At 42.4% G+C, this 26491-nt stretch carries 30 protein-coding genes; 20 read left to right on the plus strand and 10 right to left on the minus strand.

Translation table 11 applies throughout. From position 1 onward, the window contains the following. Nucleotides 1–9: 9 nt before the first annotated feature. The 4 genes from engB to KDK67_RS06300 form a co-directional block, all read right to left on the minus strand. Nucleotides 10–633, minus strand: a complete 624-nt coding sequence (gene engB, locus KDK67_RS06285; RefSeq protein ID WP_250867958.1) for a GTP-binding protein EngB — start codon at nt 631–633, stop codon at nt 10–12. Between the two features lie 68 nt (nt 634–701). After that, entirely contained in the window at nt 702–956 is a 255-nt protein-coding gene (locus KDK67_RS06290; protein ID WP_250867959.1) for a hypothetical protein, read from the minus strand. Between the two features lie 143 nt (nt 957–1099). Further along, nucleotides 1100–2734: a BatD family protein gene (locus tag KDK67_RS06295; RefSeq protein ID WP_250867960.1), complete on the minus strand. Its 1635-nt coding sequence runs from the start codon at nt 2732–2734 to the stop codon at nt 1100–1102. Between the two features lie 292 nt (nt 2735–3026). Further along, entirely contained in the window at nt 3027–3386 is a 360-nt protein-coding gene (locus KDK67_RS06300) for a hypothetical protein (RefSeq protein ID WP_250867961.1), read from the minus strand. Between the two features lie 1021 nt (nt 3387–4407). On the opposite strand from KDK67_RS06300, the gene KDK67_RS06305 reads away from it, so the two are divergent. Continuing rightward, nucleotides 4408–4890 (plus strand): hypothetical protein, encoded by a 483-nt coding sequence (locus KDK67_RS06305; RefSeq protein WP_250867962.1) that lies wholly within the window; start codon nt 4408–4410, stop codon nt 4888–4890. Between the two features lie 323 nt (nt 4891–5213). Further along, nucleotides 5214–5915 carry a GNAT family N-acetyltransferase gene (locus tag KDK67_RS06310; RefSeq protein ID WP_338101237.1) on the plus strand — a complete coding sequence of 234 codons (702 nt, stop codon included), beginning with the start codon at nt 5214–5216 and terminating at the stop codon, nt 5913–5915. Between the two features lie 15 nt (nt 5916–5930). Here the strand turns inward: KDK67_RS06310 and KDK67_RS06315 are convergent, their stop codons facing one another. Next, complete coding sequence (locus KDK67_RS06315; protein ID WP_250867963.1) at nt 5931–6113, minus strand: hypothetical protein; 183 nt, start codon at nt 6111–6113, stop codon at nt 5931–5933. Nucleotides 6114–6215: 102 nt separating this feature from the next. Between KDK67_RS06315 and KDK67_RS06320 the strand changes: the two genes are divergently transcribed. The 13 genes from KDK67_RS06320 to fdhD all read left to right on the plus strand — a co-directional run bounded on the left by KDK67_RS06320 (nt 6216) and on the right by fdhD (nt 17748). Then, nucleotides 6216–6647, plus strand: a complete 432-nt coding sequence (locus KDK67_RS06320; RefSeq protein ID WP_250867964.1) for a DUF61 family protein — start codon at nt 6216–6218, stop codon at nt 6645–6647. 298 nt (nt 6648–6945) lie between these two features. After that, entirely contained in the window at nt 6946–7269 is a 324-nt protein-coding gene (locus KDK67_RS06325) for a transcriptional regulator (protein ID WP_420846923.1), read from the plus strand. 303 nt (nt 7270–7572) lie between these two features. Continuing rightward, on the plus strand, nt 7573–8364 hold the full coding sequence (locus tag KDK67_RS06330; protein WP_250867966.1) for a sulfide-dependent adenosine diphosphate thiazole synthase: 792 nt from the start codon (nt 7573–7575) through the stop codon (nt 8362–8364). Between the two features lie 193 nt (nt 8365–8557). Next, nucleotides 8558–9727, plus strand: a complete 1170-nt coding sequence (locus tag KDK67_RS06335) for a cysteine desulfurase family protein (protein WP_250867967.1) — start codon at nt 8558–8560, stop codon at nt 9725–9727. Nucleotides 9728–9758: 31 nt separating this feature from the next. After that, the gene (locus KDK67_RS06340) at nt 9759–10394 is read left to right on the plus strand and encodes an iron-sulfur cluster assembly scaffold protein (protein ID WP_250867968.1); all 636 of its coding nucleotides are present in this window, start codon (nt 9759–9761) and stop codon (nt 10392–10394) included. A gap of 50 nt (nt 10395–10444) precedes the next feature. Beyond that, entirely contained in the window at nt 10445–10732 is a 288-nt protein-coding gene (locus tag KDK67_RS06345) for a hypothetical protein (protein ID WP_250867969.1), read from the plus strand. 259 nt (nt 10733–10991) lie between these two features. Further along, nucleotides 10992–11582: an FmdE family protein gene (locus KDK67_RS06350; RefSeq protein WP_250867970.1), complete on the plus strand. Its 591-nt coding sequence runs from the start codon at nt 10992–10994 to the stop codon at nt 11580–11582. Between the two features lie 16 nt (nt 11583–11598). Further along, entirely contained in the window at nt 11599–12621 is a 1023-nt protein-coding gene (locus tag KDK67_RS06355) for a 4Fe-4S binding protein (RefSeq protein WP_250867986.1), read from the plus strand. Further along, nucleotides 12621–14375, plus strand: coding sequence for a formylmethanofuran dehydrogenase subunit A (locus tag KDK67_RS06360; protein ID WP_250867971.1), 1755 nt, complete (start codon nt 12621–12623; stop codon nt 14373–14375). Before KDK67_RS06355 ends, KDK67_RS06360 begins: the two co-directional genes overlap by 1 nt. Before the next feature lie 4 nt (nt 14376–14379). After that, on the plus strand, nt 14380–15189 hold the full coding sequence (locus KDK67_RS06365) for a formylmethanofuran dehydrogenase subunit C (protein ID WP_250867972.1): 810 nt from the start codon (nt 14380–14382) through the stop codon (nt 15187–15189). A gap of 9 nt (nt 15190–15198) precedes the next feature. Continuing rightward, nucleotides 15199–15588, plus strand: coding sequence for a molybdopterin dinucleotide binding domain-containing protein (locus KDK67_RS06370; RefSeq protein WP_250867973.1), 390 nt, complete (start codon nt 15199–15201; stop codon nt 15586–15588). Between the two features lies 1 nt (nt 15589). Next, complete coding sequence (locus tag KDK67_RS06375; RefSeq protein ID WP_250867974.1) at nt 15590–16897, plus strand: formylmethanofuran dehydrogenase subunit B; 1308 nt, start codon at nt 15590–15592, stop codon at nt 16895–16897. Between the two features lie 2 nt (nt 16898–16899). Continuing rightward, nucleotides 16900–17748 (plus strand): formate dehydrogenase accessory sulfurtransferase FdhD, encoded by an 849-nt coding sequence (gene fdhD, locus KDK67_RS06380; protein ID WP_250867975.1) that lies wholly within the window; start codon nt 16900–16902, stop codon nt 17746–17748. A gap of 83 nt (nt 17749–17831) precedes the next feature. Here the strand turns inward: fdhD and KDK67_RS14440 are convergent, their stop codons facing one another. After that, nucleotides 17832–18572 (minus strand): PDDEXK family nuclease, encoded by a 741-nt coding sequence (locus tag KDK67_RS14440; protein ID WP_338101238.1) that lies wholly within the window; start codon nt 18570–18572, stop codon nt 17832–17834. A gap of 375 nt (nt 18573–18947) precedes the next feature. Here KDK67_RS14440 and KDK67_RS06395 point away from each other — a divergent pair, with 375 nt between their 5' ends. From KDK67_RS06395 to KDK67_RS06405, 3 genes are all read left to right on the plus strand, one after another. After that, complete coding sequence (locus KDK67_RS06395; RefSeq protein WP_250867976.1) at nt 18948–19181, plus strand: thioredoxin family protein; 234 nt, start codon at nt 18948–18950, stop codon at nt 19179–19181. A 78-nt stretch (nt 19182–19259) separates the two neighbouring features. Further along, nucleotides 19260–19628 carry a putative zinc-binding protein gene (locus KDK67_RS06400; protein ID WP_250867977.1) on the plus strand — a complete coding sequence of 123 codons (369 nt, stop codon included), beginning with the start codon at nt 19260–19262 and terminating at the stop codon, nt 19626–19628. 150 nt (nt 19629–19778) lie between these two features. Then, on the plus strand, nt 19779–20744 hold the full coding sequence (locus KDK67_RS06405) for a permease (protein ID WP_250867978.1): 966 nt from the start codon (nt 19779–19781) through the stop codon (nt 20742–20744). A 113-nt stretch (nt 20745–20857) separates the two neighbouring features. On the opposite strand, the gene KDK67_RS06410 is transcribed toward KDK67_RS06405, so the two are convergent. The 4 genes from KDK67_RS06410 to KDK67_RS06425 all read right to left on the minus strand — a co-directional run bounded on the left by KDK67_RS06410 (nt 20858) and on the right by KDK67_RS06425 (nt 25073). After that, on the minus strand, nt 20858–21457 hold the full coding sequence (locus KDK67_RS06410) for a CBS domain-containing protein (RefSeq protein ID WP_250867979.1): 600 nt from the start codon (nt 21455–21457) through the stop codon (nt 20858–20860). Nucleotides 21458–21876: 419 nt separating this feature from the next. Next, the gene (locus KDK67_RS06415; protein ID WP_250867980.1) at nt 21877–23448 is read right to left on the minus strand and encodes a GAF domain-containing protein; all 1572 of its coding nucleotides are present in this window, start codon (nt 23446–23448) and stop codon (nt 21877–21879) included. A 222-nt stretch (nt 23449–23670) separates the two neighbouring features. Beyond that, nucleotides 23671–24033 (minus strand): carboxymuconolactone decarboxylase family protein, encoded by a 363-nt coding sequence (locus tag KDK67_RS06420; protein ID WP_250867981.1) that lies wholly within the window; start codon nt 24031–24033, stop codon nt 23671–23673. A 248-nt stretch (nt 24034–24281) separates the two neighbouring features. Beyond that, the gene (locus KDK67_RS06425; RefSeq protein ID WP_250867982.1) at nt 24282–25073 is read right to left on the minus strand and encodes a beta/alpha barrel domain-containing protein; all 792 of its coding nucleotides are present in this window, start codon (nt 25071–25073) and stop codon (nt 24282–24284) included. A gap of 365 nt (nt 25074–25438) precedes the next feature. On the opposite strand from KDK67_RS06425, the gene KDK67_RS06430 reads away from it, so the two are divergent. Both KDK67_RS06430 and KDK67_RS06435 read left to right on the plus strand, forming a co-directional pair. Beyond that, entirely contained in the window at nt 25439–26179 is a 741-nt protein-coding gene (locus tag KDK67_RS06430; RefSeq protein WP_250867983.1) for a Nif3-like dinuclear metal center hexameric protein, read from the plus strand. Beyond that, nucleotides 26179–26424, plus strand: a complete 246-nt coding sequence (locus tag KDK67_RS06435) for a hypothetical protein (protein ID WP_250867984.1) — start codon at nt 26179–26181, stop codon at nt 26422–26424. The genes KDK67_RS06430 and KDK67_RS06435 overlap by 1 nt, the downstream gene beginning before the upstream one ends. The last annotated feature ends 67 nt before the right edge of the window (nt 26425–26491 follow it).

Here is a 26491-nt window from a genome sequence, read left to right on the forward strand (position 1 = left end):
AGTCCAATTTCAGATATACTTGAAAAGGTCATCCCTTTTTTCTTCGTGGAGACGTTTTCTAAGAAGGCCTTTAAGGCTTTTTATATCTCCCTTTTTAGCACTGGTGGGTGCAACGATATAGTTCCACTGTTTCCATGGTGCTGACAAACCGAACTTTTCAACGATTGCATCAAGCCTTTCATCATGCTCCACATCCTTTATACGATCCATCTTATTGACGGCTATGATGGTGTCGAATCCAAGCTCATTGAAAAAGTCGAATATCTCAATGTCGATAGGTATTTCATTCCGGCTTTCCCAGCGTTCAACTACATCGACGAATGAAACGGGATCAGCAACAATTACTGCGATCTTTATCCTGTCAGCATTTTTCTCTATGTAGCGGACGATCTGGTCTTTAACAATGTCCTGCTTCCTGTCCTTTACGCCGCTCATGAACCCAAAACCGGGCAGGTCTGTTATCAGCATATCGGAAAGAAGGACCTGTGTCGGTTTTAGTGTAACTCCAGGGCGTTTTCCCACCTTTACTTGCTTGCCGGTGAGCTCTCTTATTATGGAAGATTTACCAACGTTCGATCTTCCTGAGATGATTATCTCAAATTTGACTTTATCTAGATTCTGATCATATTTCATGTCATGCTCCCGCTGTCCAAACTCCTGAAAGGGCTATATAGGTTTCGTTCAGTGAATTCCAATATCTATCAGAAAGAAAGGGCTTCGTCGATTACTACCCCGGTGGGGGGCGGTATGTCATTACCGGTTACCAATTCCGGAGGAGGTATGTTCAACCTTCCATCAATTATCTTGTTGCTATGTATATCATTATTATTCATAGGGAGCAGAACATTCCATTCCTCTGAACTTTCTGAAAGGACTGTGGGCATAACATGGTCTGTATCAATATCAAATGGTTTTGCTTTTGAAAAATCATGTGCTGCTATCAATGATCCATTCACATCGATACTGTCGCCTCAGTAGAGCATATGGCCGACTGTCCTTCCCAGTTCCTATTTTCGTCTGCAGCTATGGATGTATTCGCGAAGGCCAAAATGAAGGTGGATATTATTATGCAGATGTAGTTTCTCATTATATGACCCTTTTAATTTCTCCTTCTTAGCAGGTATACGCCTGCAATTGCGACAATTGCGAACAGGGATCCGAATCCCGGTTGGACCTTCTCTTCATTTTCGTCGGCGGTCTGGGCATTTTCATTATTATTTCCGGAAGTTATTCCTGGAGTCTCAAGGCCGGATTCTGCGTCTGAGGTATCCTCATTATCCCCAGTTTCGGGAGGTATCTCTACTGTTATAACAGGCATGTTGGATATTTTCTCACCTTTGAAATCTTCCATATCAATAAATGATGCAGCGGCAGGAGGAAGCTTAAAAGTACCGGGTTCATCCATCCTCGATATGTATGTATAACTACTGGATTGGCCTGCAGTAAGGACTTCATCGAGAGATGTATCCCCACTGATGAATGTTGCACCTTCCGGGAACTGGGTCGAAGTGACCCTTGTACTGGCATCCCTGTTACCTTTGTTCTTCGCTGTAACCGTGACTTTCACTTCTTCCCCGGGTCGTATGTTTGATCTGTCCAATGTCTGTGCCAGTACAATCTCAGGACCGTTGATCGTTAACGTCGGCTGATCTGATTCGAAGGTGTATTCTTTATCATTGGAAGCTATAAATGATGCTGTTGATTCAGGAGCAGTAAAAGTACCTGCCTGAATTGGCTTTAATGAATATGCAAACATTTCTTTTGTTTCGCCCGGTGCGAGTGAAATTGTTTTTTCAAGGGTTACACTGTCCCTTAATTCAACACCTTCAACAATAGAATTTCTGATAGTGACTGAATTTATATCGCATATTCCCGAATTGCGGACCGATACAAGAACGTGTGCAGTTTCATCCATGTAGATCTCTTTTGTCATGGATTTGGTTAGTATGAGTTCGACCTTTGGTTCAATTGTAATGCTCTTCGATTCGCTGTTCTCATACAGATCGTTGTTGATGTCTTTGGCTTTAACTATAGCTTTCAGGTCCATCGTTGTTTCTTCCCAGGGCTGAGGTACTTTGAACCTGACGGTCATGGGTTCGGAAACCTCGCCCGATTTAAGAGTGTTAGTCTCAGATTTGAGCTTCCCGTCTGCTAATTCCATCCCGCCCGACTCGATAACAAGTTCAATATCCTTACCTTCAGCATCTCCAGTATTCGTAATGGAATACGTTGCAGTTATCTCCTGTGGTGAACTCATGGTCTTCGGGTCGTATTCCTCCTTATCCGTTGTTATTGTGATATCAAATGCTGGATGGCCCCTTCCGTAGATTTGTATTCCTGCTGTAGGTTTTTCCATATTGCCGGTCCATTCATCGATGTTCAATGTTACTGTATTCACATAGACCTTTATGTCTTGTCCATATTCCTCATCCCTGAATTCAAAGCTCTGGCCTACCCGCAAGAAACTGAAATCTTTAATTTCGTTGTTTCTTGTTAGTGAAATATGTACATATCCATCTTTGGTGAAATCTTCTGCTTTTATTATGTAGTTATTACTATCTCCTCCATAAGTCATTGTATCTCCCCAGTTTAATGTAGAAGAGGTCGTTGATTTCCATTCAACATCGTCTATTGTGTATGCAGATGCAGTAAATGGGAGCAAGCAAAGGAATATCAATAGTGCAGAGAGCATTAGTAAAGATATTGATTGTAGAGATACAGCTTTCCAGAGCATAGGACACCTTCATTGAATTGTTGATATTGATCAGGGTTTATTTATGATCTGATCATATGACCTCTGATCAACTTTTAAAATGATCGAATATATTTATGTATTTATTGATTGGTAATATATATTATTATATTTTATTTAACTTTATAGTTTAAAGTTATTATAAAACCATAACTTTATAATATAATCATTTTTAGGATGTAGATGTTTTTCCTCATTCGATTAAAACATGTTTCGTTACACTATAAAGGTCATAAAAGCAATAAGAAACATTTATTTGATAATCAAAAAAAAATTAATAATCTTCAGGTAGCATGATTGTGTATTTACCAAGCTCATTTAATGATATGAATATCTGCTGTTTCTTCCCACTGGGCAACTCGACCTTACCTGAATAAAAAGATTCAGCTTTATCCTTGAACCCATTAGATGCATTCCGTACAATACTATTAGCCTGATTCAATAGGTCTAACAGATTAGGCACATTAATCCCATCATCCTGCAAATATCCTTGAGCCATTAAGTTAGTTGTAATGAACCTAAAGATTCCTTTCTCCCATTCAGGATTGACTTGTAAGATATCGAAAAGAATACCATCTTCAACAGCTTGTTCCGACGTGTAAGTATAGACAACTTCACCAAAAATATCATCCATGCTATCACATCTCTCTATGGATTGCTACAACAAAGGTTGATCTGTCAGGTGCAATAACAACAAAGCCAGTATCATTAGAAATCGTTCCTGCAATGACGCCTATACGATTAGCATCAGACAGCACTCCTGCTTCTTCAAGTGTCAGTACTTCATAGGATTGGATTTCCCCTTCCCAATCATTTTCATCTTCCCATGTTCTATATTAGATTGAGTGGTCATAGTTCATAACGAAAACAATTTAATCGGCACATTCCTCATGCCATCATTGAAAAATTGATTACGCTGTTTTAGAAAAGAGATGTATGTAATGATATTGGTAGATGGGAGCACGATTGGTGTGTGGGGGTATGAGGGTTTTGAATCTTACCCCTCGCAGAACAAACTGGGATATAGGTAAGTCGTAAATACGGAACTCTTATAAATAATTGATAAGACTGAAATGTTTAAAGTTATTTTCGTTACAATTTAAAGATTGAGTGCTATTCAAAAAAAAGTGTTTTTCATCTTCATACCATTAATGACTTTAGAAGATGGAACTATAAGTTAATGTAATGTTTACAGCGGGAAATTAAAATTATTTTTGTATTTTTTGTAGCAATTGTAACATGTCGGTTTTATCTATGAAGATTCAGTTGGTTTACCACAAATATGGCAATATTTTTCTTTGTATATTCCTCAATCTATAAACCCATCGGTTAACTTATATACTAACTGTTAAGGTATGTTGGACCGTACTAAACAAAAGGGTCGAATCTCTCCCCCGCATAGAAAGTTGCTTAAAGCTGGTCTGAATCGGGCTAAGAGAAGCGGGAAGGATTTTGAGAAAGAAGGAAGCGATCCTCTATTTTTTATTGGGATGAAGGATCTAGGGATGTATTGGGGACGGCTGATGGAAGAAAGTGGAGACAAGAAAGGTGGTAAGAACTAGATGTGGGAGTCTGCAACGAGGCATGGCTGAATGAACGTGAATGTGGTTGATGATTGTTAAAATGAATATATGAATTTTGGAAAGGTGAAAAAGATGTCTGTTGAGAACGAATTTCGAGAATATAAAGAAGATGTAATGAAACTTTTGGACTATTTTGAATGTCCAGAGGGATGTGAGAAGTGTAAAAATATGAGAGAGAAGAACGGTGTCACGGTGGGCATGTTCCCATTCTGGATTCAGAATAAAGAGTATTCTGATAAAATAGCAATTGCTCCTTGTGATAAGGGTGTGGAAATTGCGAAGGCTCTTGCAGAACAGAAGAAATCATTGTTTGCTCATATTGTTGATGTTGGACAAATGGATGAGCAAGAGGCTGTGGAATTGTATGCGTCTTTCCTTGGCAATGTTGAATTGTTGGAGGAACAAAGTAAGACATTTACTGGAACAGAAGAAGGCTGTGGCAATTTGATAGTTGATATAAAGGATGTCTTTCTGCTTTTGTCATATATGAGTTATGATGAGGACAATCCAGAAGAATCCCATAAATATTTTAATAAGGGTTTAGGCTTGAACTAAGCCTCGCATAGAAAGTTGGGGATATAGGTAACTAGAAAAAACGGAATTGTATGTTTAAATTTTGAATGTATTTGTCAAATTTTAGGGAAATCGTAATAAATTTATTATCAAAATTGACAGGAAACTATTTTGTTAATCAATTTGTACGAGCTCGTACAATGTTCCCTCTACTTTTTGATAATTAAAGGGTCTAGTAGTCTTTCCACTGTTAACATTATTGCCATAAATTTTCTCAGAACAACCATAATTTATTATTAGTGAAAAATTATCAATTTCTGACAAACTTTCATTAGGCATTAATTTATGGAGAAAAGATTAAATATTTGAAAAAACTTTACATCTCTGTAAAACTTAATCTGATTCTAATAAATGTGATCATTGAATCATCGTATCCTAGAAAAGAGGGGATAATAATGGATATTTCAATCCGTCCGGAAAATGAGAATGACTTTAAAATTGTGGAAAATATGATAAGAGAAGCATTCTGGGATCTGTATAAACCAGGATGTGTAGAACACCTTATTGTTCACAATATGAGGGAATCATCTGATTTTGTAAGGGGATTGGATTATGTTGCATGTGATGGGAACCTGATTGTAGGCAATATTATCTATTCAAAAGCAAAAGTGATCAATGATAAGAACGAAGAATTTGAAGTTCTGTGTATGGGTCCACTCGGGGTATTGCCTTCATATCAAAAAAAAGGGATTGGATCCTTATTAATGAACTATTCTATCGAAAAAGCAAGGCAATCAGGATATAAGGCAATAATTATTTTTGGTGATTCGGAATACTACAAAAGGTTCGGTTTCATAAATAACAGCGAATATGACATTCAGACTTCTTCCGGTGAAAACTTCGATGCTTTCATGGCATTAGAACTCTACAACGGGAGTCTAAGACAGGTATCTGGTAAATTTTTCGCATCAGATTCTTTTGAGACCACTGAAGAAGAACTTGAGATTTTCGAAAAGGAGTTCCCTCATAAAGAAAAACATGTTACGGAAACTCAATTTGTTAATTGATGAACATTTCTTTCTTCAAACACTGTCCCATATCTCCAACCGTTCCTTTACATGAGCATTAAGAGTGAATGGCTTATCACTCTTGGCATTCTGCTTCATGTAATGCAAAGTACCTTTGGAGAATCCCATCTTCTTCCATTCGGTGTGGGACATGGCAATGATCTTCGTCCTCCTGTCAACAATTTCTTGTAGTGGCAATCACTAAAATTAATCTAAAGAACAGCATGTACATCTGATAGTGTTAAAGACGGACATTTGTAGATAATAACCGTTCTCAATAATAATATCGAAGTGAGCGATATGTCAGGAAGACTACCGGATTCGGATGACTCAGGTCTTATGAGGTGGATGAGGTCGGAGGTCGGCAAAATCAATAAGGAGATTGTTGCTGAGAGGAAACCCCTTTCTCAGTTGCTTGGGGAGGATATGCCATTTTCTAAGACAAAAAGCGGTAATGAGCACTTATTCGATAAAGGGATACTAAATGTGTTTGAAGAGGGTCTTCCGGAAGAACTCCATGGAAGGATCAGGCTTCCAATTTTGTTCTTCCTTGATCACCGTGTGGAGGATAGTTGTTTTCTCAATGATGAAAATGCTGTTAAAGCTCTCCAGATAATGGGGGAGATCAGCAGATCCCGCAGCCTTAATGAAGGCAAATTATGGGTAGGAAAAAGTATTGCTTATTCCATCATGAGAAAATATCCGACTGCAATACAGATAGTGATGGGATGAATCGTTCTTTCTTCATTTCCCTTATTTTTCCTCGTCCATAGAGCGATAGGTACAAGTGATCTATATGAGGTGCAGGATAGTACCTTAAGGTCAATACTGCACGTAATTGGAATGGGGTAAAAACTACAAATTATGCATCCGATCTAAAGATCTTCTCCTTTGTATTTTACGTAGGTCCAGTTCTCGACTCATATCATGCAAAGCTTTCAACTTTCAAAAATTTCACGATAGTGAATAGCTATATAAGATACGACAAACTATAAGTCATTGTGAAGTGTCCGAAGGTATTATCATGAAAATGGAAACTCCTTGTCAGGCAGTAGTATGGGATGTCCTTCCTGCGATACGTGCAGCGCTTGCGGTTGAGCTTGTGAACAATGGAATTGCTCAAAAGGAAGTTGCAAGGCTCTTTGGTATGGCGCCTTCCGCTGTTTCTCAGTACCTGACCAAAAAAAGAGGTTATCGTATCGAATTCGATGATGATATACAAGAGGAGATATCCCGTCTGGCGGTTGAGATCCAGGAAGGTAAGATCGATAACGTTTCTGCAAAGATATGTGATATATGCAGAAATTTGAGGACCGGGGAAGATGCCTGTCCTGTGGGACCTACTGAATTATAAATATCTCGCATTTTATGATATATTGTTGATCCAAGGCCAGCTTTTGCTTTAATCATTTTGTCCTACTATTTTACTTGGATTATATTCCTTTTTTATTGATCTTTTTGCTATCAAGCGCAATGGCTAAATAAGATATCAAGAGTTCACTATCGTGAAGTCACGATTGTGTATTTAATAATTTGGTTGGATTGCATGGTTGCCATGTGTTCGACTGCAGCTCGATGCACATTCTGGCCTTCGATCTGATAAGAACAAGAAAATTCCCTGTAAAATTTGCAGTTCATCCCTTAAAAGGTGTATATTATGAATCAATTCGCACAAGCAACTGAAAAAGATATTACGCGTTCGATAGTTGAAGAATTCCTTGGAGATTTCCTCAATCACATCGAAAGTGATGTGATCATTGTTGGCGGAGGACCAAGTGGTCTTGTGGCAGCAAGGGATCTTGCATCCAAAGGCATAAAGACCGTTGTGCTTGAGAGCAACAATTACTTTGGTGGCGGTTTCTGGTTAGGTGGTTACCTGATGAACAAGGTCACAGTAAGAGCACCTGCACAGAGGATCTTTGACCAGCTTGGAGTTCCTTACAAGGAAGTACCTCACATAAAGGAAGGTCTCTATGTAGCAGATGCACCTTCTGCATGTTCAAAACTTATTTCCGCTGCCTGTGATGCAGGCGCTTTCATGTTGAACATGAACAAGTTCGATGATGTGGTTCTCAGGGATGGTCGTGTATCAGGTGCTGTTACCAACTGGACACCTGTTTCAGCATTACCGCGTGCGATCACATGTGTTGACCCGGTGGCCATCGAGGCAAAATGCCTTATCGATGCAACAGGGCATGATGCGGTTGTAGCCAACTCCCTAGCGAGCCGTGGCCTGGTAGACCTTAAAGGTTTCTCCGGAATGGATGTTGATAATTCCGAAGATGCTGTGGTCAATAACACTTCTGAGATATTCCCTGGTCTTGTGGTTACTGGAATGGCCGCAGCTACATGTTTTGGTCTTTCCAGAATGGGTCCGACCTTTGGTGGTATGTTGGAGTCCGGTATAAAAGCTGCAAAGATCGCTGAAGCTATCGTAAAGTCCGTATGATCTTTGTTAAAACAGGTAGTTTATCTGCCTGTTCTTCTTTTAAGTTTATGGCAGATAGTTAACGATTTATACAGTTGCCGATATAACTTTGTATATTCGCCGATATCTGCCTTAAATTGCCTTTATCATTACATTTATTTTGGCAGATCGGTTCAATATCTTATTCCATTTAATTTAAAGGGTGTATTGCCAGATGTTTAATGAGACAATTTATCTTGATAATGCTGCAAGTACAAGGCTTGATGAAGAAGTACTTGAAGCGATGAAACCGTATTTCTTTGATGCTTATGCAGTTGCTACGTCTGAATTCGGTTATTCCATGGGTATTGATGCCAAGGAAGGACTTGAAAGGTCTCGTAAGGTCATTGCATCAAGACTTGGTGCGCAAGCTGGCGAGATCGTATTCACTTCAGGAAGCACTGAATCGAGCAATATGGCAATAAAAGGAGTGCTTTCAGCTCTGAAAGGAAAGAAGGATGACCATCTGATCGTATCCCGTCTGGAAGATTTCCCTGTGCTGAACACGGCAAAGAAACTTGATAAGCAGGGCTATAAGGTAGACTTCATAAATGTCGATGGGGAAGGTGTCCTCGACCTCGATATGTTCAGCGATGCCATCACTTCGCAAACAGCACTGGTATCCATTCAGCAGGCAAATCAGGAGATCGGCACTTTGCAGGACCTTAAAGCTATATCTGATATCTGTCATGATAAGAACGTTTTGTTGCATACTGATGCAACTCATAGTTTTACGAGGGTTCCTCTGGATGTGAGCAAACTTCCTGTGGACCTTGTGACAATGTCAGCCCATACGATACATGGCCCCAGAGGTATCGGTGCACTGTATATACGTGAAGGAACTCCGATCGACAAATGGATGGATGGAGGATTCCAGGAGTCCGATAGGCGTGCCGGTGTGGAGAACATTCCGGCTGCGGTGGGATTTGCAAAGGCTGTGGAACTTGTAACCCCTGAGGAGAATGAACGCCTTGCAGCGATGAGGGACCGAGTTATCGAAAGGGCAATGGCTGATATTCCTCATGTGACCCTTAATGGAAGTGCTACCAGCAGGTTGCCACAGAATTCCAATATGACGTTCCATTATGTGGAGGGCGAATCCATTACATTGCATCTTGATATGATGGGATTTGCGGTGAGCACAGGTTCTGCATGTTTTAGCCGTTCTCTTGAAGCAAGTCATGTGATACTCGGTATCGGTGGCGATCATGAGAGGGCACACGGTTCACTGCGTTTCAGTTTCGGACGCTTTAATACCATTGAGGATTCGGATGCTATTATCGATGCATTGAAGGATGTTGTTACGAATCTGCGGGCCATCAGCCCTCTGGCAGAGGATAATTGAGCTTATATCGAGAAAAATAAGAGGTGTTTCTATGACTTTCCCATACACAAAAGAGGTACTTGAGCATTTCAGAAATCCGCGGAATGTCGGAAAGATGGAGGACCCTGATGGCAAGGGTCTTGAAGGCAGTGCTGCATGTGGCGATATGGTCGCTGTTTACTTGAAAGTGAATCCTGATACTCTGGTCATCGAGGATATCTCTTTCGAGTCCTATGGCTGTGCATCCAATATCGCAACAGCATCTGTTATTACTGAGCTTGCAAAGGGCAAGACACTTGAAGAGGCTAAGAAGATCACGTGGAAGGAAGCGGCCAATGCTCTTGGAGGACTGCCCCATGTCAAGGCCCATTGCTCTGTGCTTGCGGTCGAGGGGCTTCGGTCTGCTATTCGTGATTATGAAGAGAAGCATGGCATGGTCGTGGAGAAAGAGGCCACTACGACAGAGGTTGTCAGTAAGCGTTTGAAGCATGTGATGAATCCGATGGCAGGCCTTGATATCATCAGGACCGAACTTGTGCTTAAGGTAGTGGTCGAGGAAGGAAATGTTCGTATAGTGCTTGATATACCTTCGACACATCAGTTTGCAGCTGCCATAAAGGAAGATATTGTCGATAAGTTGGAATCATTGTGGGATGTTGAGAGTGTCACGGTTGATTTCATCTCCTGATATTCCTCGATTTTCTTTTTGTATCTACATTTGATCAGGTTCTGGTAAATATGGAAATTCGTTCGATAGCTCCCTGTACAAGCAAGCCTTCTATTTTTCATGTGGAGGCACAGCTTGAAAATGAGATAGATATTCCAAAGGCATGTGAAGCTCTATCCGTCGAGGAAGGTGTGACCATCAAGTTCCTCAGGTGTTCTGAAGAGCTTGGTGCTATCCGTTTCACTTCAGGTGCTATGATGGTGCTTATCTATGAAAGTGGCAAGATCACTGTAAGACATGCTCCTGATGATGGTACTGCCAGAGAATTGCTCGAAAGGGTCGCTGAGCTGGTGGAATGAATCTGATGAGGTAAATGGATTTTCATTAGTTCATGCTTCAATATTGCCTTTCTTTTTTTATTTGCCGTCTTATATGTTCCTTATGTGAAAACAAAATCCAGTGGCTATTTAAACTTCCTGCTGATATCCGACCGGCAACGATAAACTATATATAATTTTCACTGGTATGTTCCTTAACATTAGAGGCAGCGCTATCAAGCAAAGCCTATAATGATCTGGCCAATTCGATGCGTTATTTCACAATTAAAGAGGTCTTCATATGGACGATATGGATACTATTATCAACAGGATAAAAGAGCAAGATCCAGAACTATTTCTACAGATCGAGAAGATCATTCCTTTCCACGGGTACTTGAGTTCGGGAGCAATGATAGGATTACAGATGCTCACGATGGCGAAGAGATTACTTGATGTTAAGGAAGGGGAACGCATCTATGTTACAGCGGAGACATCCAACTGTGTTCCGGATCCATTCCAGATACTCGAGGGTGCTACCACCGGGAACAAGGGAATGAAGATCAAGGACTACGGCAAGATGGCTGTTACCGTGAACAAACGTGGTGCACCGGGCGAGACCAAGCTGCCTGCTGTCAGGATATATCTTGACGCAGAAAAGACTGCGGCTTACCCGAGATTGCATGCATGGTTCATGAACCTTGAAAAAGTGCGTCATGAAGAGGTTGTGCCGATCTTACTCGAAGCAGGCGAGAACATTTATTCTTACACTTTTACAGAGATCGAAGTTCCGGTCAAGAAAAGCAAGCAAGTAAGGCTGTGCGAGAATTGTGGAGAGAGCTTCATTCAATATGAAGGAGAAGCGCTTTGTGAAGCATGCAGGCATGAGCAATAATTACGGAGTAGATGAGATGAACGAAATAGTAGTTCAGACAAAAGATAACAAGCAAGTGGTGTATTTACCAGAAAAGTGCATTGGTTGCGGGACCTGTACAATGGTCTGTCCTAAGGACACATTGATCATAGGTTCAGTAGGACCTGTTGCCAGGGGACTCATAAATAAGGAGTACCTGGATATCAGAGAGACATGTATCACATGTGGAATGTGTACTAAGATCTGTCCAACAGGTGCCCTTGAGATGAGAGAAGATGGAAAGCCTGTATGCGATGAGAACTTCCTGTGCAGCTCGCTCGCACCGACAACTGTGAACGATAATTGTGTACACTGCGGAGTATGTGAGCAGATCTGTCCACAGGGTGCTATCGAGACCAAGCAGTGGCTCGCAAACGATGGCAGTGCACGCATAGATGGTGAGACCATCATCGATCAGGAAACCTGCGTACACTGTGGATGGTGCAGCGAAGTATGTCCAACAGATGCTATTACTGTGCAGAAGCCTTTCGAAGGTACATGGACACGTGACGAGGATGTCTGTCAGGCATGCCGTACCTGTGTGGATGTATGTCCATGCAATGCACTGTTCAATCCGGAATGGGCTCCTGGAGAAAGAGTTGACAAGGTCGCTCAACGTCCTGATGCATGTCTCTATTGTGGTGCATGTGCTGTAGCTTGTCCTGTCAATGCTATCGATGTCCAGAAGACAGCGATCATTCCTGACATGGGCAAGAAAGCTCTGTTTGAGAAGAAACTTCTCAACAAACCATCAGCAACACCTGTATTGACCTCTGTCCTGGTGACAGATGAAGATGCATGTCTTGGATGTGGCAATTGTGTCATCATGTGTCCTGTCAATGCGAATTCCTCAAAGGATCTCGCTGCAGGTGCACTAAATGAGCTTGATGAGAAACCACTCCTTGAGGTAAGGAACGGTACTGTCAATGTAGTTGATCAGGAAGTATGCGGCTCATGTGGCGCATGTGCTCTTATCTGCCCGGTCTCTGCAATTTGGCTTGAGAAGAGGGAGGTTGAATAATGGCTGGAACTATTGTAATTAAGAACGGATATGTTTATGATCCGCTCAATGAAGTGAACGGTGAACAGCAGGACATCTTCATCAAGGACGGCGTGGTAGTTTCCGAACTTTCCGCAGCTGACATGAAGGATGCTAAGATAATTGATGCAACAGGCAAGACAGTAATGCCTGGTGGTGTCGATTCTCACACACACATTGCTGGTGCTAAGGTAAATGTCGGTAGGATGATGCGTCCTGAGGATGGTTACAAGGCAACACTGGCAAAGACCGATATTACCCACTCTGGATCAGGGGAGACCGTACCATCCGTCTATATGGAAGGTTACGAATATTCCAAGATGGGATACACTACTGCTTTTGAAGCAGCTGTTCCTCCAATGGAAGCACGTCACACACACGAAGAGATGCGTTCCATTCCAATGCTCGATATGGGTGGCTACCTTGTTCTCGGTAACAACTGGTTCATGATGCGCTACCTGAAGGAAGGCGACGTCGACAGGGCAGCAGCATATGTTGCATGGATGATGAGAACCCACAAGACATACGGTATCAAATGTGTCAATCCTGGTGGAGTTGAGAACTGGGGCTGGGGTAAGAACGTTTCTTCCCTTGATGAAGCCAATGTACACTTCGAGATCACTCCAAGAGAGATCATCGATGGGCTGACCGAAGTAAACGAAATGCTCGGTATGCCAATGTCAGTTCATCTTCACGCAAACAACCTTGGGCACCCTGGATGCTATGAGACCACCAAGGAATCCCTTAAGTTGTCCAGCAACGTGAAAGCAAAGCAGAACATGGCTGTTGACTGGGCTGAGACAAAGATCGATGCAAGCAGAGATCAGTCAGTCTACCTTACACACATGCAGTTCAATGCATTTGCCGGTACATCCTGGCGTGATTTCGAGTCTGGTGTCAAGCCGCTCGCAGATTACATCAACAAAGCTGACCATGTTGTAATTGACAGTGGTTGTGTACCTTTCGGTGAAGCTACATGTATGACCGGTGATGGTCCTGCCATTCACGATATCGCAGTACTTACCGGCGGTAAATGGTCTAACACCGATGTTGAGCTTGAATGTGGTTCAGGTGTCTGTCCATTCACATATCTTAAGAGCAACCCTATTCACAGTACTCAGTGGGCAATGGGTCTTGAGTGCCTGCTCCTTATCGATGATCCATGGAAGACCATCATGACAACCGACAGTCCAAATGGTGGACCGTTCACCAAGTATCCACTCGTTATGAGCTGGCTCATGTCCGAGAAGTTCAGGGAACAGACATTCAGTGAATGTCACAAATGGGCTAACGACAGAAGTACACTCGGTGGCGTTGACAGGGAAATGTCCCTTTATGACCTTGCGATCCTTACCCGTGCTAACACGGCAAAGACCATTGGTATGGCACACAGGAAGGGTAGCTTCGGTATCGGTGCAGATGGTGATGTTACAATTTACGACATCGACCCAACAAAGATCGACACCAGGGAATATTCTGACCTGATCAACAAGTTCAGCACTGCTGAATACACCATCAAGGGCGGAGAGGTTGTCTGCCACGATGGTGAGATCACTATGATCCCTGATAAGAGGACCTACTACACCGATGCGAGCGTCCCTGATGCTAACGAGAAAGAAATGCTTAAGGATGTTCAGGAATGGTTCAGATACTATTCACACGGTTTCAACCACTATCCAACACCTGAGAAATACCTTGTAAACCCAACAGCGATCAAGGCAAACATGGAGCAGTGAGATCATGGCAGAAGTCATTCTTACAGTTAATACTGAAATTGGATTAAAAGTAGAGGCAGATGTTATCACTCCTGATACATTTGCTGGCAAGAACAAGAGCGATATCGAGGCTCTGCTGGTTTGGCAGGGTCCAAAACAGTTCCCTATCTCCGCATTCTTTGATGTGGAGGGCGATGCTGGTGCTTCCGCAGAAGATACATCCATTGTCATCAAAGGCGATGCTTCAAGAGTAAAGCGCATCGGTGAAAAGATGACAGCTGGAAAGATCACTGTTGAAGGATCTGTCAGCATGCATGTAGGTTCCCAGATGGTCGGCGGCGAAATCCTTGTAAAAGGTGATGCTGATTCATGGGCAGGAATGGAAATGGTAGGCGGACTCCTCCACATCGAAGGTAATGCAAATGACCACGTAGGCTGTGCATACCGTGGTAAGTGGATAGGAATGTCCGGCGGACGCATCGTTATCGATGGTAATGCTAACAATAACCTTGGTGGCGGTATCAGCGGTGGAGAGATCCTCGTTGGTGGAAATGTCGGTCACTACACTGGCATTCGCCAGAACGGCGGTCTTATCGCTGTAAAAGGAAATGCTATTCGTGCAGTTGCTGCTGAAATGACAGCAGGTACAATGGTTGTTAACGGAACCATCGAAAGGTTCTCTCCTGGATTTGAATATGTGACAAACGAAAGCGACCTTAAGTTCGATGATATAGAATGCCCAGGTGAGTTCATGAAGTTCCTCGGTGACAATGCGATCACAAAGAGGCCAAAGGGCACACTCTATGTCAATCAGGACGCAAACATGAATCTGTGAGGTGTGATAATGAAAGTATTACTTAACACAGGAAGTACCATTGATGAGGGCAGACTTGCTAAAGGTGGTAACAAATATTCAGAGGAATATAGGCTCGAGTGCGCAGTATGCTGGCTCTCCCCCTCTAATTTTGAGTCCCTTGGATGCCCGGAAAAAGTAAAAGTAACAAGTAAGGACGAAAAACACTCCATCATAGTCTACACAAAATGTACAGATGTTATGATGGATGGCGATGTGTTCATGCCAAGGGCTATCTGGTCCAACGTGATCATTGACCCATATACATTCTCAACAGGTTCCCCTCTCTACAAAGGCAGTCCTGTGACTGTCGAAGCAGCAGAAGGTGATGTATTGAGCGCAGAGGATGTTGTCCTTAATCTCTATATGGGAGGTAAATGATATGGTTTTTAAGAACATTATGTGTCCTGTATGTGGAGCTTCATGTGACGATATCCAGGTAGAGCTTGGAGATAACGAGATCACTGTCAAGAACGCATGCAAGATGGGTAATGCAAAGTTCCAGGAAGTCGTAAGCACACACCGTCTTAAGGACCCACTTGTCAAAAAGAACGGTAAGCTTGAGAAAGCTGCATGGGACGAAGCACTTACAAAAGCTGCAGAGATGCTTGTGAACGCAAAGAGACCTCTTTTCTTCCTCGGAAGTGAGACTTCATGCGAAGCACAGGAAGTCGGTCTTCACATCGCTGAGTACCTTGGCGGTATAGCAGATTCCAACGCAACGATCTGCCACGGTCCTACTGTAATGGGTATCCAGGAAAGCGGATGTCCAGGTGCAACAGCAGGTCAGACCAAGAACAGAGCAGATGTGAACATCTACTGGGGAACCAACCCTCTGGCATCCATGCCAAGACACATGTCAAAGTATGCTGTCTTCCCAAGAGGATACTGGTCCAAGAGAGGAAGGTTCGACCGTAAGGTCATCACCGTTGACCCAAGAAGGACCGATACAGCAGTAGCATCAGATCTTCACATACAGCTTAAACCTAACTCTGACTATGAGCTGTTAAGTGCACTTTTGACCATCCTTAATGGAAAGCGTCCACATCCATCCGTGGAAGAGATCACAGGTGTACCTATCTCTGCAATGGATGAAATGGTCGAAGTAATGGTGAATGCAAACTTCGGTAGCATCTCAGTCGGTCTTGGCCTTGGTTCTTCAATGGGTAAGCACAGGAACGTTGAGCTTGGTCTCAACCTTGTGAAAGAGCTTAACAACAACCACGGTACAAAGTTCGTACTCGGTGCACTGAGAGGCCACTGTAATGTGGCAGGTTTCAACCAGATCGCATCATATCTGTACGGATATCCATTCGGTATCGACTTCTCAAGAGGCTATCCAAGGTACAACCCTGGAGAGACCACCACTGTCGATGTACTTAGGGATAAGGACGTAGATGCTGCATTCGTTATGTGTGCTGACCTTGTCAACCACATTCCTGCAGATGCTGCATCCTATCTTGCAGAGATCCCAATGACCTGCCTGGATATTGCTCCATGCCCAACAACAACAGCTTCAGATGTTGTTCTTCCTGGTGTCATCGATGCAATGGAGAATGACGGTACATTCTACAGGCTCGACAACGTGCCAATGTACTTCAAGCCGTTCACAACGTCTCCATTCGAGTTCACACAGAGCAATGAAGACACACTCAAGCAGTTGTTCGCAAAGATAAAGGAAATTGCTTGATCATGCCGTTGGATTGGCACGTTGAAAGAAAGAACGTTCAGAATAACTTCTGGCGTGATGAGGAGCGGGATTCTTCCGCTCCTTATCTTTCTTATAAGGGTGTCGAGCTTACGGAAGACAGCAGTAACGAAATAGATGTGGATGTCATCGTTGAGAAAGAATTCCATCTTTCTCTTAATGGCGTCCCTATTGCTTCTTTTTTTGCAACCCCTCAGGAGTTCGAAGAACTGGCTGTGGGTTTTTTAATATGTGAAGGTTTTATCGATCACGCCATTGACATCATATCGGTCGAGGTCAAAGATGACCGTCTGATATGTGAAGCAGACATCTGTCCGGACCGCATCGGAAAGACCAAACGTAACATAGATCCTGATTCAAGATTTGATTTTTGCAGTTGTGCCATTGGCTCCAGACCCTGCAAGAAAAAGGTTGGTAATATTTCTGATATAAGATTTGACCGCAAGGTCCTCTTCAATGCAGTGGAACACCTCAAGACCGATGCAAAGACATGGAGACGCACCGGTGGTACCCATTCGGTGATCATAATTGATAACGACAGCAACATCCTGGCATTCTGTGAAGATGTGAGCAGGGCTTCCGCTGTTGACAAAGCAGTTGGCAAAGCAGCCCTTGCAGGTGTGGATATGTCCAAATGTGCAATTGTCGCTACCGGCAGGCTCTCAGTCACAATGGTCTCAAAGGCCGTCAATGCAGGAGTTTCCGTACTCGCCAGCAAAGCAGGTCCTATCAATGAAGGTATCGACCTTGCAAGGGCGGTAGATCTGACACTGGTGGGTTTTGTTCGCCCGCCTCATATGTATGTGTATAACGGTATTGAGAGAATTATTTGAAGAAGTTTTATTGTTTTCTAACTGCATGAAAAATGCGTAATTAGAATTACAATTCAATTTTTAATTTCACACCCAACATATTTTCATTCAAGCTTTTCCAGACAAAGCCTGAAAACTTCAATACCTGCACCACGACATGCCGTCATTCTGCTACTATCAATATCTGCACAGACGATGCCCAGTCGTATATCTTCGACATCCACTCCGTACTTTTCAGCATAAGGTAGCTTGAACCTCTGTACCTGTCCGATGGCATTGTCTCTTGCATTAATCTCTATCTCTATCAGGAAATGCTTGTCCTGTGAGTCAGTAAAAACAGCATCTATCCTGCCACCTTCGACCTCCACCTCGACTTCGTGGAACGTCAGTCCGGGTTCGATAAGTTCAGGGATGCTGGATATCATCCTTGATATATCATCTTCGGAAATATGTTTGGACTCAAGGGCATCCTCTACATTTGGTGACCTCATTATCAGATTCAGGTATTGAATAGCAGTCGTCATCTTGTTGTTCTTCACATTAGGATAGACTGCAATGTCCTTTCCATCTCTGGAATGAACGAGTATTCCCACATTGCTGAGATTCTTCTTGCGTGAGATCGGAAGAGAACCTCTGCCCTTGCTAACAACACCGACAGTATTCCTCCGGCTCAATATTCGGATGTTCTCCAGAACATCTTCCTGTTCGTTCTCTGAAAGGTCCTCTATCTTAATGATCGTATAATCACAATCGTGTTCTTCCTTGATGGCCTGAAGGGTCCTCAAAACCGATTCTGCTACTTCCACCGGAGTGTCATCTCTTACATAATACCTGAAATTATCCATACTATCACACTTACAACCTCTCTATATAATAATGAGAACTATTTACATAGGGGTGTTTTATAATTCTAAAATGACTTTCAAAAATTTAATTGCTCAATCTACCTTTCTGTACATTTAAGGATGCTTGTACTCTTCTTTAAATGCAAAGTTTTTTAAGTACATAATATACAATTATTACAACTATTCTAAATATTACTCCTGTTGGGGAAGTTTATTGATCATTTCTATAATAGTTTTTCCAGTATAGTTGCTATAATCTATTTCAACTTAATTTGAAACCGCCATCTATAAATATGTATTTCAATATTATTTGAAATGCCTTGAAGCTGCTCAAGTGACGAAGATCGTTGTATGATAAAGACAGGATGTGATCGTATGAAAATAGAAATACTCGGTACAGGATGTGCAAAGTGCGTCAAGACAAAAGAGGTAGTTGAAAAAGCTCTTCAGGAAAGTGGGCTCCAAGCGGATGTTGTCAAGGTTGAAGATTATGAGACCATTCTTTCCTATGGAGTAATGATAACTCCCGGGCTTGTCATTGACGGCGAGGTAATGATCGCCGGCAAAGCTCCCAGTGTGGACAATGTTAAAAAATGGATCTCTGGATAATGATACAGTCCCATGTCCATGATACGGTATTAAAATCATAAAATTAGAAAAGGTGTTAAAAATGACTGAAAATATGAAATGTGGCGTGAATGTGAGTGTGAGTCAGAGATCGTTGGTATCTATCCATGTTCAGGCTCAGCGAATGTAGGTATCATCTCTAACCAGCTGGCAATAGGACTGACTAAAGCTGGAAAAGGCAAGATGCTGTGTACTGCCGGAATCGGTGCTAAGATCCCCGGTCAGTTGAGGTCTGCAGAGGGTTGTGACAGGGTGGTTGTGATAGATGGCTGTCCAATGAACTGTGCCTCTAAAATTTTCGAGAACGCCGGGATAGCAGTGGATGAACATATATTTGTCACTGAACTTGGCGTGAAGAAGACAAGGGATATGGATATCGAAGATTCGGTGATCTCAGAGAGTCTGGTGAAGTGTGTCAAGCTTTTCTGATCGCTCCCTGTGAGCTTTGTGAAAACGAAGAGGATGCTAAAATATAATGCATCATCTGAACAGTGATGCTATAAAATACATGACAGGTGCAAGCCAGCCGTATAATTCTAAGATGCTGGTCCCTGTTTATTTACTCTGGAGGAAATGATAATGGTTGACGTGTTCTATCCCATGCAGTGGGTAGCAGATAAGGTCACCTACGATCTACTTGGGATCGAAGCCACTACAGGTCTTGCAAAAAGCCTGAATTTTATTATCTATGATGTACTGAAGATATTTGCACTTCTTTCTGTAATGATCTTCCTTATAGCTTATATGAGGTCCTATATTACTCCTGAGAAATCCAGAAGAATACTTGGAGGCAAAAAAGGACCGATGTATAATGTAGCAGCATCACTTGTGGGTACTGTCACCCCGTTTTGTTCATGTTCATCCGTTCCGATCTTCATCGGTTTCATTGAAGCAGGTGTACCCCTTGGTGTGACTTTTTCATTCCTCATCACCTCTCCCCTTGTTAATGAAGCAGCCATTGCCGTGCTCTGGGCCACACTGGGATTCAAGGCTACTGCACTCTATGTTGTTTCAGGTGTTGTTATCGGTGTTGTCGGAGGGTCTGTAATGGGCCTGCTCAAGCTGGAGAAACACGTTGCAGGTTTTGTCTATGATGTGCACTCACTGCCTTTTAAGGAAGCTGAGATGAGCTCCAGACAGAGGCTCGATTACGCTTTTGATGAGGTCAAAAGCATTGTAGGTAAGATCTGGATATATGTCATTATAGGTGTAAGTCTTGGAGGTATATTCCACGGTTTTGCTCCAGAAGGAATACTTGCACAGTATGCAGGAAAAGATAATCTCTTTGCTATCCCTGTTGCAGTACTGATAGGCGTACCACTCTATTCCAATGTCATGGGCCTAATCCCTGTGGTCGAAAGTCTCATTGGAAAAGGGCTACCCATCGGTACTTCCCTGGCATTCCTGATGTCTGTCACTGCAGTATCACTGCCTGAGATGATCATATTGAAAAAGGTCCTGAGCAATGAACTGATCGCCCTGTTCGTGGCGATCGTGGCAGTAGCTGTGATATTCACAGGCTATATGTTCAATGCGGTTCTGTAAAAAAGGATACTTGATGAGCAAGATATTGGATTTTGCTCTTCTTGTTCTTTCCAAAAAAGTAATAGGGACTTTCCACTCCAATACTTTCGTTGTGCAGTTCAGTTATCTTCTCTTTAATCTTCTTCATCTCTGCAGCTCTCGCACAATATTCTCCCATTTACCGTTGCAAGATCAACTAAATAGTAACCACATCTCTGACATATTCCCCCCGCATATTCTTCTTCCGCCATAACATTTTGTTCGTGGTTCATTTCTATGAGATCTGCCAGTATCGTAGTCAATCCGGGTGCTATCGTAAGTAGATCCCTGGCTGTGATGATGCCCACAATCTTCCCATTCTGCATTACAGCAAGCCTGCGAATATTGGCCTTAGACATTATTTTAGAAGCATCTATGACATTCGTGGATGGTTTGATCATTATCAAAGGAGAAGACATGAGCATGGAAGCAGAGACATTTTCAGGTTTCTTGTTCTTTGCTACTATCTTTTTTATCATGTCTCTTTCAGTTATGATCCCCACTGCCTTATCTTTCTTTGTTACGATTATGCTGCCCACATTGTGCTCTATCATCTCCTTTCCTACTTTTAGAGCACTTTCCTCGATATCTGTGGTAATCACTTTTACTGTCATTACTTCCTTGACCGAGATATATTTCTCAATCTCTTTGATAGAGTCGTTTGTCTCCTGATTGTTTGTAGTATCCATAACCATAGCTACCCCCATTCCTATTTTTAACAATGAAATGTTAATCCCACTGTACTATTAATTTCCCACTATTCAGAAAGTTTGTTTTTGATTCTATATATGTGCTTGTGTGCAATTTTACTCCTTAATGTAGTCAGGGGGATAATTAGGAATTATACTCGAGATGAGCCAATCACAATGAGAATATTCGAAATTGATCTCTATCTGTATGAGTCGTTTACTTTGAATGCTAGTGTGAAGGAGGGTTGGGGAAATGGGCCTGAATGTCTTTGGGTCCAGGAAGAGTGTTTTTTCGCAGTAGCTGCACATGGTCTTAAGTTCGGTCACTAACTTATGTGTTATGAATTGAGGATCTCTGCAAAGTTCCCATCTTCCTCTCTGCAGGCCGAAGAAAGTTCTTTGTGTTTTATCCGAAAAAATGAGCCTCAGGCTTTCTTTACCGTTACCCAGAAAACACTGCCTTTTGCAGCAGGATTGTTCTCGACCCCAATGTGTCCTCCGTGCAGCTCGGTTATCTTCTTTGCTATGGCAAGCCCGAGCCCTGTGCCCTTGACACCGCTTTTATCCACTCGCTTGAAACGCTCGAACAACTTAAGCTTATCCTCGTCTGCAATACCGGGGCCAAAGTCTGTGACAGTTACTTTCCACTCGTCACCGGAATCCAGTATATCTATTATCACTCTTTCTTTTTCGGGACTGTATTTTATGGCATTTGATAGAAGATTGACAAACACCTCTTCTATCATGGGATTTACCTTTGCCATATATGCACTATCAGGCCTTACTTCAATGTCCATTCCCCTTTCATCGATCTGGAGTTTGAGACTTTCCAAGATCTTCTTTAGCATCAGGGCAATATCCATGTCCTTGAACTCTATATTCTCAATGGTGTCCAGTTTTGCAAAGCTGGCTGCACTTTTGATCATATCGATAAGTTTTTCGTTGTTCCTGTCGATGGTCTGCAGGATCTTCATCCTTTCCTCATCTTCCTCACTCTCAAGCAGGATGTCGGTATATCCTTTTACGATCCCTGCAGGATTGAGTAGATCATGGCGCAAAATATCTGTAAAGAGGTCTTTCATCTCATTAGACTTTTTTAACTGATCTGCATGGTTCCTGAGGTTTTCGATAGCTTCTCTACGTTGCATGAGATTCCATAATCCTTGCATCAGCAACGTTAGTTGTCGCACGTCTGATCTATCATAATCCCCATCCTTGTTGCCCACACCTGCGGTGGCAACTATTCTTTCCCCTTCAAACACAGGTATGGTCAGGTAGTTATACAGTTCCACATGACCGGGTGGAAATCCTTTCTTGAGAGGGTCGGGCGCAAGGTAATCATTGACTATAAAAGGCTTCCTTTGTCGTATGGGTTCTCCCCAGAGTCCGATATTTTTCACAGTATACACGAATTTCTTATCCGGGATAGTACATTCATGCATCACACTGTTAGACCATGTGTGCATTGTGAGGAGGCTCTCATCCTCGTTGAGGAATGCAATGTAACCTATAGTGCTCTGTGTAAGCCTGACAGCCTGTTCGTGCACAAAATCAGCTATCTGCTGCATTGGTGCTTCGGTCATCTGTTCAAGCTCCAGAAGTGCTTCAAGACGGTACTCGTCAAGCTTCAGGGCATTTTGCAGTTCTACCCTTGAAGTGACATCTTGCAGGATACAAACAGTGCCATGGGAGGTACCCTGGCCCGAGGTACCAGGACTGCAGTATAATTCTATCTCTATTGCATCATCCTTTCCAGGCGGGTGAAAATTAATCTGATGATGTATGGGCTTTCCGGAAAGAGCAGTTTCGATAACATTTTGCATGTCTTCATCTGTGAAAATATCGTTCATGTTCGAGCTGAAAATGTCCTTTTTCTGCATATTGAGAATACTGGTGAGTTTTTCGTTGCAGAAGGTGATCATCCCATTCTCATCGAAGTAAATGATACCCAATGGAGAACTTTCAAAGATCATGCGATACTCATTTTCAGATTCCAATAGTCACACCTCATTCCATAGTTTGTCTGGTCCACAAGTAAAGAATCATATAAGAAAATATCAATCAAGGGGTGTAGTGCATCCTCTGGTGGATATGCTACACCTTTAAAATGAAGAACTGCAAAAAAATACTTACAGTATTTATAGCAGGTCAATCTAATGTACCACTATGTGGTGGCATATTTTTCCCCAATTGATTTTTATCTAAAAATAATCCCGTCTTTATTTTAGTTGTTTCAAAGCTTCCCTGCAGGATGCGACAGCTGGAGCTCCAGATGTGATGTATATGACTTCCAGGGTTTCCATGATCTCTTCCTTGGTAGCACCGTTCTTGAGCGCACTTTGCATTTGCACAACAGTACACCTATCGCACTGTTTGGATGCAACCACTGCCAGAGCCATCAGTATTTTCATCTTTGCTGGCAGAGCACCATCGGACAACAGTTTATGGTTGCAACGGTTATATTTCTTTAAAAAATCCGGGTCAAGGTCCCCAACGGTTTCAAGGATGCGAGGAGTGAAACCAAGTTTATCGCTCATACTATCCAGTAACTCTTTGTGTTCAAGTTCTTCATGTTCAGACATTTAATGCCCCCAATTGTCTTACACTAATTTTGTGATTACTTATTATTTACTTATTTTGCTGGCAGAATGCATATGTGAAAATGGTAAGTACAATTATTATCAACAGTTTATGGGGTTTCAGGGTTCAACAGAGAAATCTAACTATTTCATTTTTCTATGAAAAATTGATATTCTTCAGGTCCTTTAATTGTTGAGGTCCTGCTATTCTTCTTGCTGACCGGCAATATTGGAATCTGGAAACCCGCCGTTCACAACCTCTCTATGTTAGTCGTAAGGTCAAAAGGGCTTGCATAAAATGGGGCTGTGGTCACGACAAAATCCACTGAAGCTGCATATTTCGGGATTTCCTCAAATGAAACACCGCCGACAGCAAGCTCGAGCTTTGGATTTATCTTTCTAAGTTTTGGTGCCACTTCTTTTAGCTCTTCAGGGCTGTAGTGGTCGAGTAGCAGGATATCTGCTATGGGGGCGTACTGGAAAACTTCTTCCTTTGTGCGTGGTTCTATCTCTATCTTCCTCATGGCCCTGAGCTTTTCAAAAGAACCGACCACATTGAAATGGTTCTGTGTTATCAGTATGGAATCACTAAGGGAATTTCGATGATGGTCACCGCCACCGACATGTACGGACCTTAATTCGTATTTGCGAAATCCGGGATGTGTCTTCCTGCTTGTGGCTATCATTATATCAGGATTCACTTCTCTTGCACTGTCCACCATTCTCTTTGTCTTTGTCGCAATGGCGCAGGTCATTGAAAGAAATGTCTGTGAGATCCTCCAGAACTTGAAAAGCTTACACAGGTCGCCTTCCGCTTCGAAAAGCACAGCATTCTCTACAAACTCTTTTCCGTTTTCGAGATGCATGTTCACTTTCAAGCCTTTCTTCTCATAGAATTCTGCCAGATCGTCTGCACAGGAGGCAATACCGGGGTCTCTTGACCTGATCGTCAGACTTCCTTCTCCTTCGATACCGAGCAGTTCTGTGGTCTCATCTCCGTAGGGGCAATCCTCAAGCAGATAATGTTCGAATTCTTCAATCATGGTTTCACCTATTGTTTCATAATTAGATTTAATATCATATTTGTTAAAAAATACGATCGTATGACCACTGTGGTCAATAAATGCTGCTGTTCTTACGGAGTAGATGAACGGACAAGTGGCATTACTAATGGAGAGCTTAGTGGAATTCAGCTATCCCAATATGCCGGTTTGCACTATTTAGCGGTCATACATTCGAATTTAACATAGTCTAAGCAAGCGTTATGTATGAATGAACATATCGGTTATAAATGTATCGATTTGATCAGGATCTTATTGTTTTATCATTTTAAAATTAACATGTTTTAACCTTACTTACTCTTGTTTTTCCGATAACTTGATATTTCCAAGAATTTTATTGATATAGCATGGAGTTATCAAAAGTAGTCGAAACACTTGAGGAGATCGCCTCTCCTGAACTTGCAGAGGATTTTGATATTGGGCGAATAGGTCTCACACTTGACCTCGACAACGATATCAAAAGAATAGCAGTTGCACTTGACCCTACCGAATATGTCCTGGAACGTGTAGCACAGATAGGCGCAGACCTGCTCATCACCCATCACACATTGATATTCCATTCTGTGAACCTTATCTCAAAAGAGCTTGCTGGCCTGCTAAAAATTGCACTTGAGCATGAAATATCCCTTTATTCGATGCATACGAACTATGACAGTGCAAAGGGTGGTGTGAACGATGTGCTCGCTCAACGTCTGGGTCTTAACGACGTATATGAGGTGGGCATGGGGCGTATAGGTACTATTGACGAATGTCCTCTGGATGTGTTCATCGACCATGTGGCAAAAAGTCTGAACACTCATCTTCAGTATGTTGGGGAAAAGGATACCATTAAAAAAGTAATGGTCTTTGGTGGCAGTGGTTTCAAGGACGACTATCTCGATATCGCAAGGGACAACGATGTGGATGCCTATGTTTCTGCTGAACTGAAACACGATGTTCTCCGCAGCTATGATGACCTGCTCCTTGTGGATGCTACCCATTATGCAACAGAGAACCCTGCAATGGAAACTCTCTGTGAACGTTTGAAGGACTTATTAAAGATCGATGTTGAATTCATTGCGAACGATCCTTTCCTCAAGGTGAGATGATGGCAGAAAAAGAACATGAAGAACTTTCAGACGAAGAACTGGATGAACTGATGATGGAGCAGTCAAAAGCACCTGGCTGCAAAAAACACCGTGGCTATGGGAAGTTCGATAAACCACCGGTCAATAGGGGAGTTGCGGTCGCTTCTTCTGAAGAAGATGACGATGAGTGCAATGAAAAAGTAAAGGTAACTATTCAGCCTACCTATCGTCAATCTTGTATGACTGACTATAATACAAAAAATTAATTTGCAACCCTAAAATCAAACAATCGTTGGAACAAATGGCTTTCCATCGATTGCATCTTGAATAGCT

The organism is Methanococcoides seepicolus (assembly GCF_023684405.1).
Classification (GTDB): Archaea; Halobacteriota; Methanosarcinia; order Methanosarcinales; family Methanosarcinaceae; genus Methanococcoides; species Methanococcoides seepicolus.

What these genes read in the sequence shown, in the direction of transcription:
- KDK67_RS06410 (WP_250867979.1), bottom strand. Translation starts at nt 21,457, where the DNA reads ATGGTTATGGATACTACAAACAATCAGGAGACAAACGACTCTATCAAA.
- KDK67_RS06360 (WP_250867971.1), top strand. Translation starts at nt 12,621, where the DNA reads ATGGCTGGAACTATTGTAATTAAGAACGGATATGTTTATGATCCGCTC.
- KDK67_RS06375 (WP_250867974.1), top strand. Translation starts at nt 15,590, where the DNA reads ATGGTTTTTAAGAACATTATGTGTCCTGTATGTGGAGCTTCATGTGAC.
- KDK67_RS06420 (WP_250867981.1), bottom strand. Translation starts at nt 24,033, where the DNA reads ATGTCTGAACATGAAGAACTTGAACACAAAGAGTTACTGGATAGTATG.
- KDK67_RS06435 (WP_250867984.1), top strand. Translation starts at nt 26,179, where the DNA reads ATGGCAGAAAAAGAACATGAAGAACTTTCAGACGAAGAACTGGATGAA.
- KDK67_RS06425 (WP_250867982.1), bottom strand. Translation starts at nt 25,073, where the DNA reads ATGATTGAAGAATTCGAACATTATCTGCTTGAGGATTGCCCCTACGGA.
- KDK67_RS06395 (WP_250867976.1), top strand. Translation starts at nt 18,948, where the DNA reads ATGAAAATAGAAATACTCGGTACAGGATGTGCAAAGTGCGTCAAGACA.
- KDK67_RS06295 (WP_250867960.1), bottom strand. Translation starts at nt 2,734, where the DNA reads ATGCTCTGGAAAGCTGTATCTCTACAATCAATATCTTTACTAATGCTC.
- KDK67_RS06300 (WP_250867961.1), bottom strand. Translation starts at nt 3,386, where the DNA reads ATGGATGATATTTTTGGTGAAGTTGTCTATACTTACACGTCGGAACAA.
- KDK67_RS06320 (WP_250867964.1), top strand. Translation starts at nt 6,216, where the DNA reads ATGTCAGGAAGACTACCGGATTCGGATGACTCAGGTCTTATGAGGTGG.
- KDK67_RS14440 (WP_338101238.1), bottom strand. Translation starts at nt 18,572, where the DNA reads ATGGATAATTTCAGGTATTATGTAAGAGATGACACTCCGGTGGAAGTA.
- KDK67_RS06340 (WP_250867968.1), top strand. Translation starts at nt 9,759, where the DNA reads ATGACTTTCCCATACACAAAAGAGGTACTTGAGCATTTCAGAAATCCG.
- KDK67_RS06405 (WP_250867978.1), top strand. Translation starts at nt 19,779, where the DNA reads ATGGTTGACGTGTTCTATCCCATGCAGTGGGTAGCAGATAAGGTCACC.
- KDK67_RS06330 (WP_250867966.1), top strand. Translation starts at nt 7,573, where the DNA reads ATGAATCAATTCGCACAAGCAACTGAAAAAGATATTACGCGTTCGATA.
- KDK67_RS06345 (WP_250867969.1), top strand. Translation starts at nt 10,445, where the DNA reads ATGGAAATTCGTTCGATAGCTCCCTGTACAAGCAAGCCTTCTATTTTT.
- KDK67_RS06335 (WP_250867967.1), top strand. Translation starts at nt 8,558, where the DNA reads ATGTTTAATGAGACAATTTATCTTGATAATGCTGCAAGTACAAGGCTT.
- KDK67_RS06355 (WP_250867986.1), top strand. Translation starts at nt 11,599, where the DNA reads ATGAACGAAATAGTAGTTCAGACAAAAGATAACAAGCAAGTGGTGTAT.
- KDK67_RS06365 (WP_250867972.1), top strand. Translation starts at nt 14,380, where the DNA reads ATGGCAGAAGTCATTCTTACAGTTAATACTGAAATTGGATTAAAAGTA.
- KDK67_RS06305 (WP_250867962.1), top strand. Translation starts at nt 4,408, where the DNA reads ATGTCTGTTGAGAACGAATTTCGAGAATATAAAGAAGATGTAATGAAA.
- engB (WP_250867958.1), bottom strand. Translation starts at nt 633, where the DNA reads ATGAAATATGATCAGAATCTAGATAAAGTCAAATTTGAGATAATCATC.
- KDK67_RS06370 (WP_250867973.1), top strand. Translation starts at nt 15,199, where the DNA reads ATGAAAGTATTACTTAACACAGGAAGTACCATTGATGAGGGCAGACTT.
- KDK67_RS06350 (WP_250867970.1), top strand. Translation starts at nt 10,992, where the DNA reads ATGGACGATATGGATACTATTATCAACAGGATAAAAGAGCAAGATCCA.
- fdhD (WP_250867975.1), top strand. Translation starts at nt 16,900, where the DNA reads ATGCCGTTGGATTGGCACGTTGAAAGAAAGAACGTTCAGAATAACTTC.
- KDK67_RS06400 (WP_250867977.1), top strand. Translation starts at nt 19,260, where the DNA reads ATGTGGCGTGAATGTGAGTGTGAGTCAGAGATCGTTGGTATCTATCCA.
- KDK67_RS06430 (WP_250867983.1), top strand. Translation starts at nt 25,439, where the DNA reads ATGGAGTTATCAAAAGTAGTCGAAACACTTGAGGAGATCGCCTCTCCT.
- KDK67_RS06325 (WP_420846923.1), top strand. Translation starts at nt 6,946, where the DNA reads ATGGAAACTCCTTGTCAGGCAGTAGTATGGGATGTCCTTCCTGCGATA.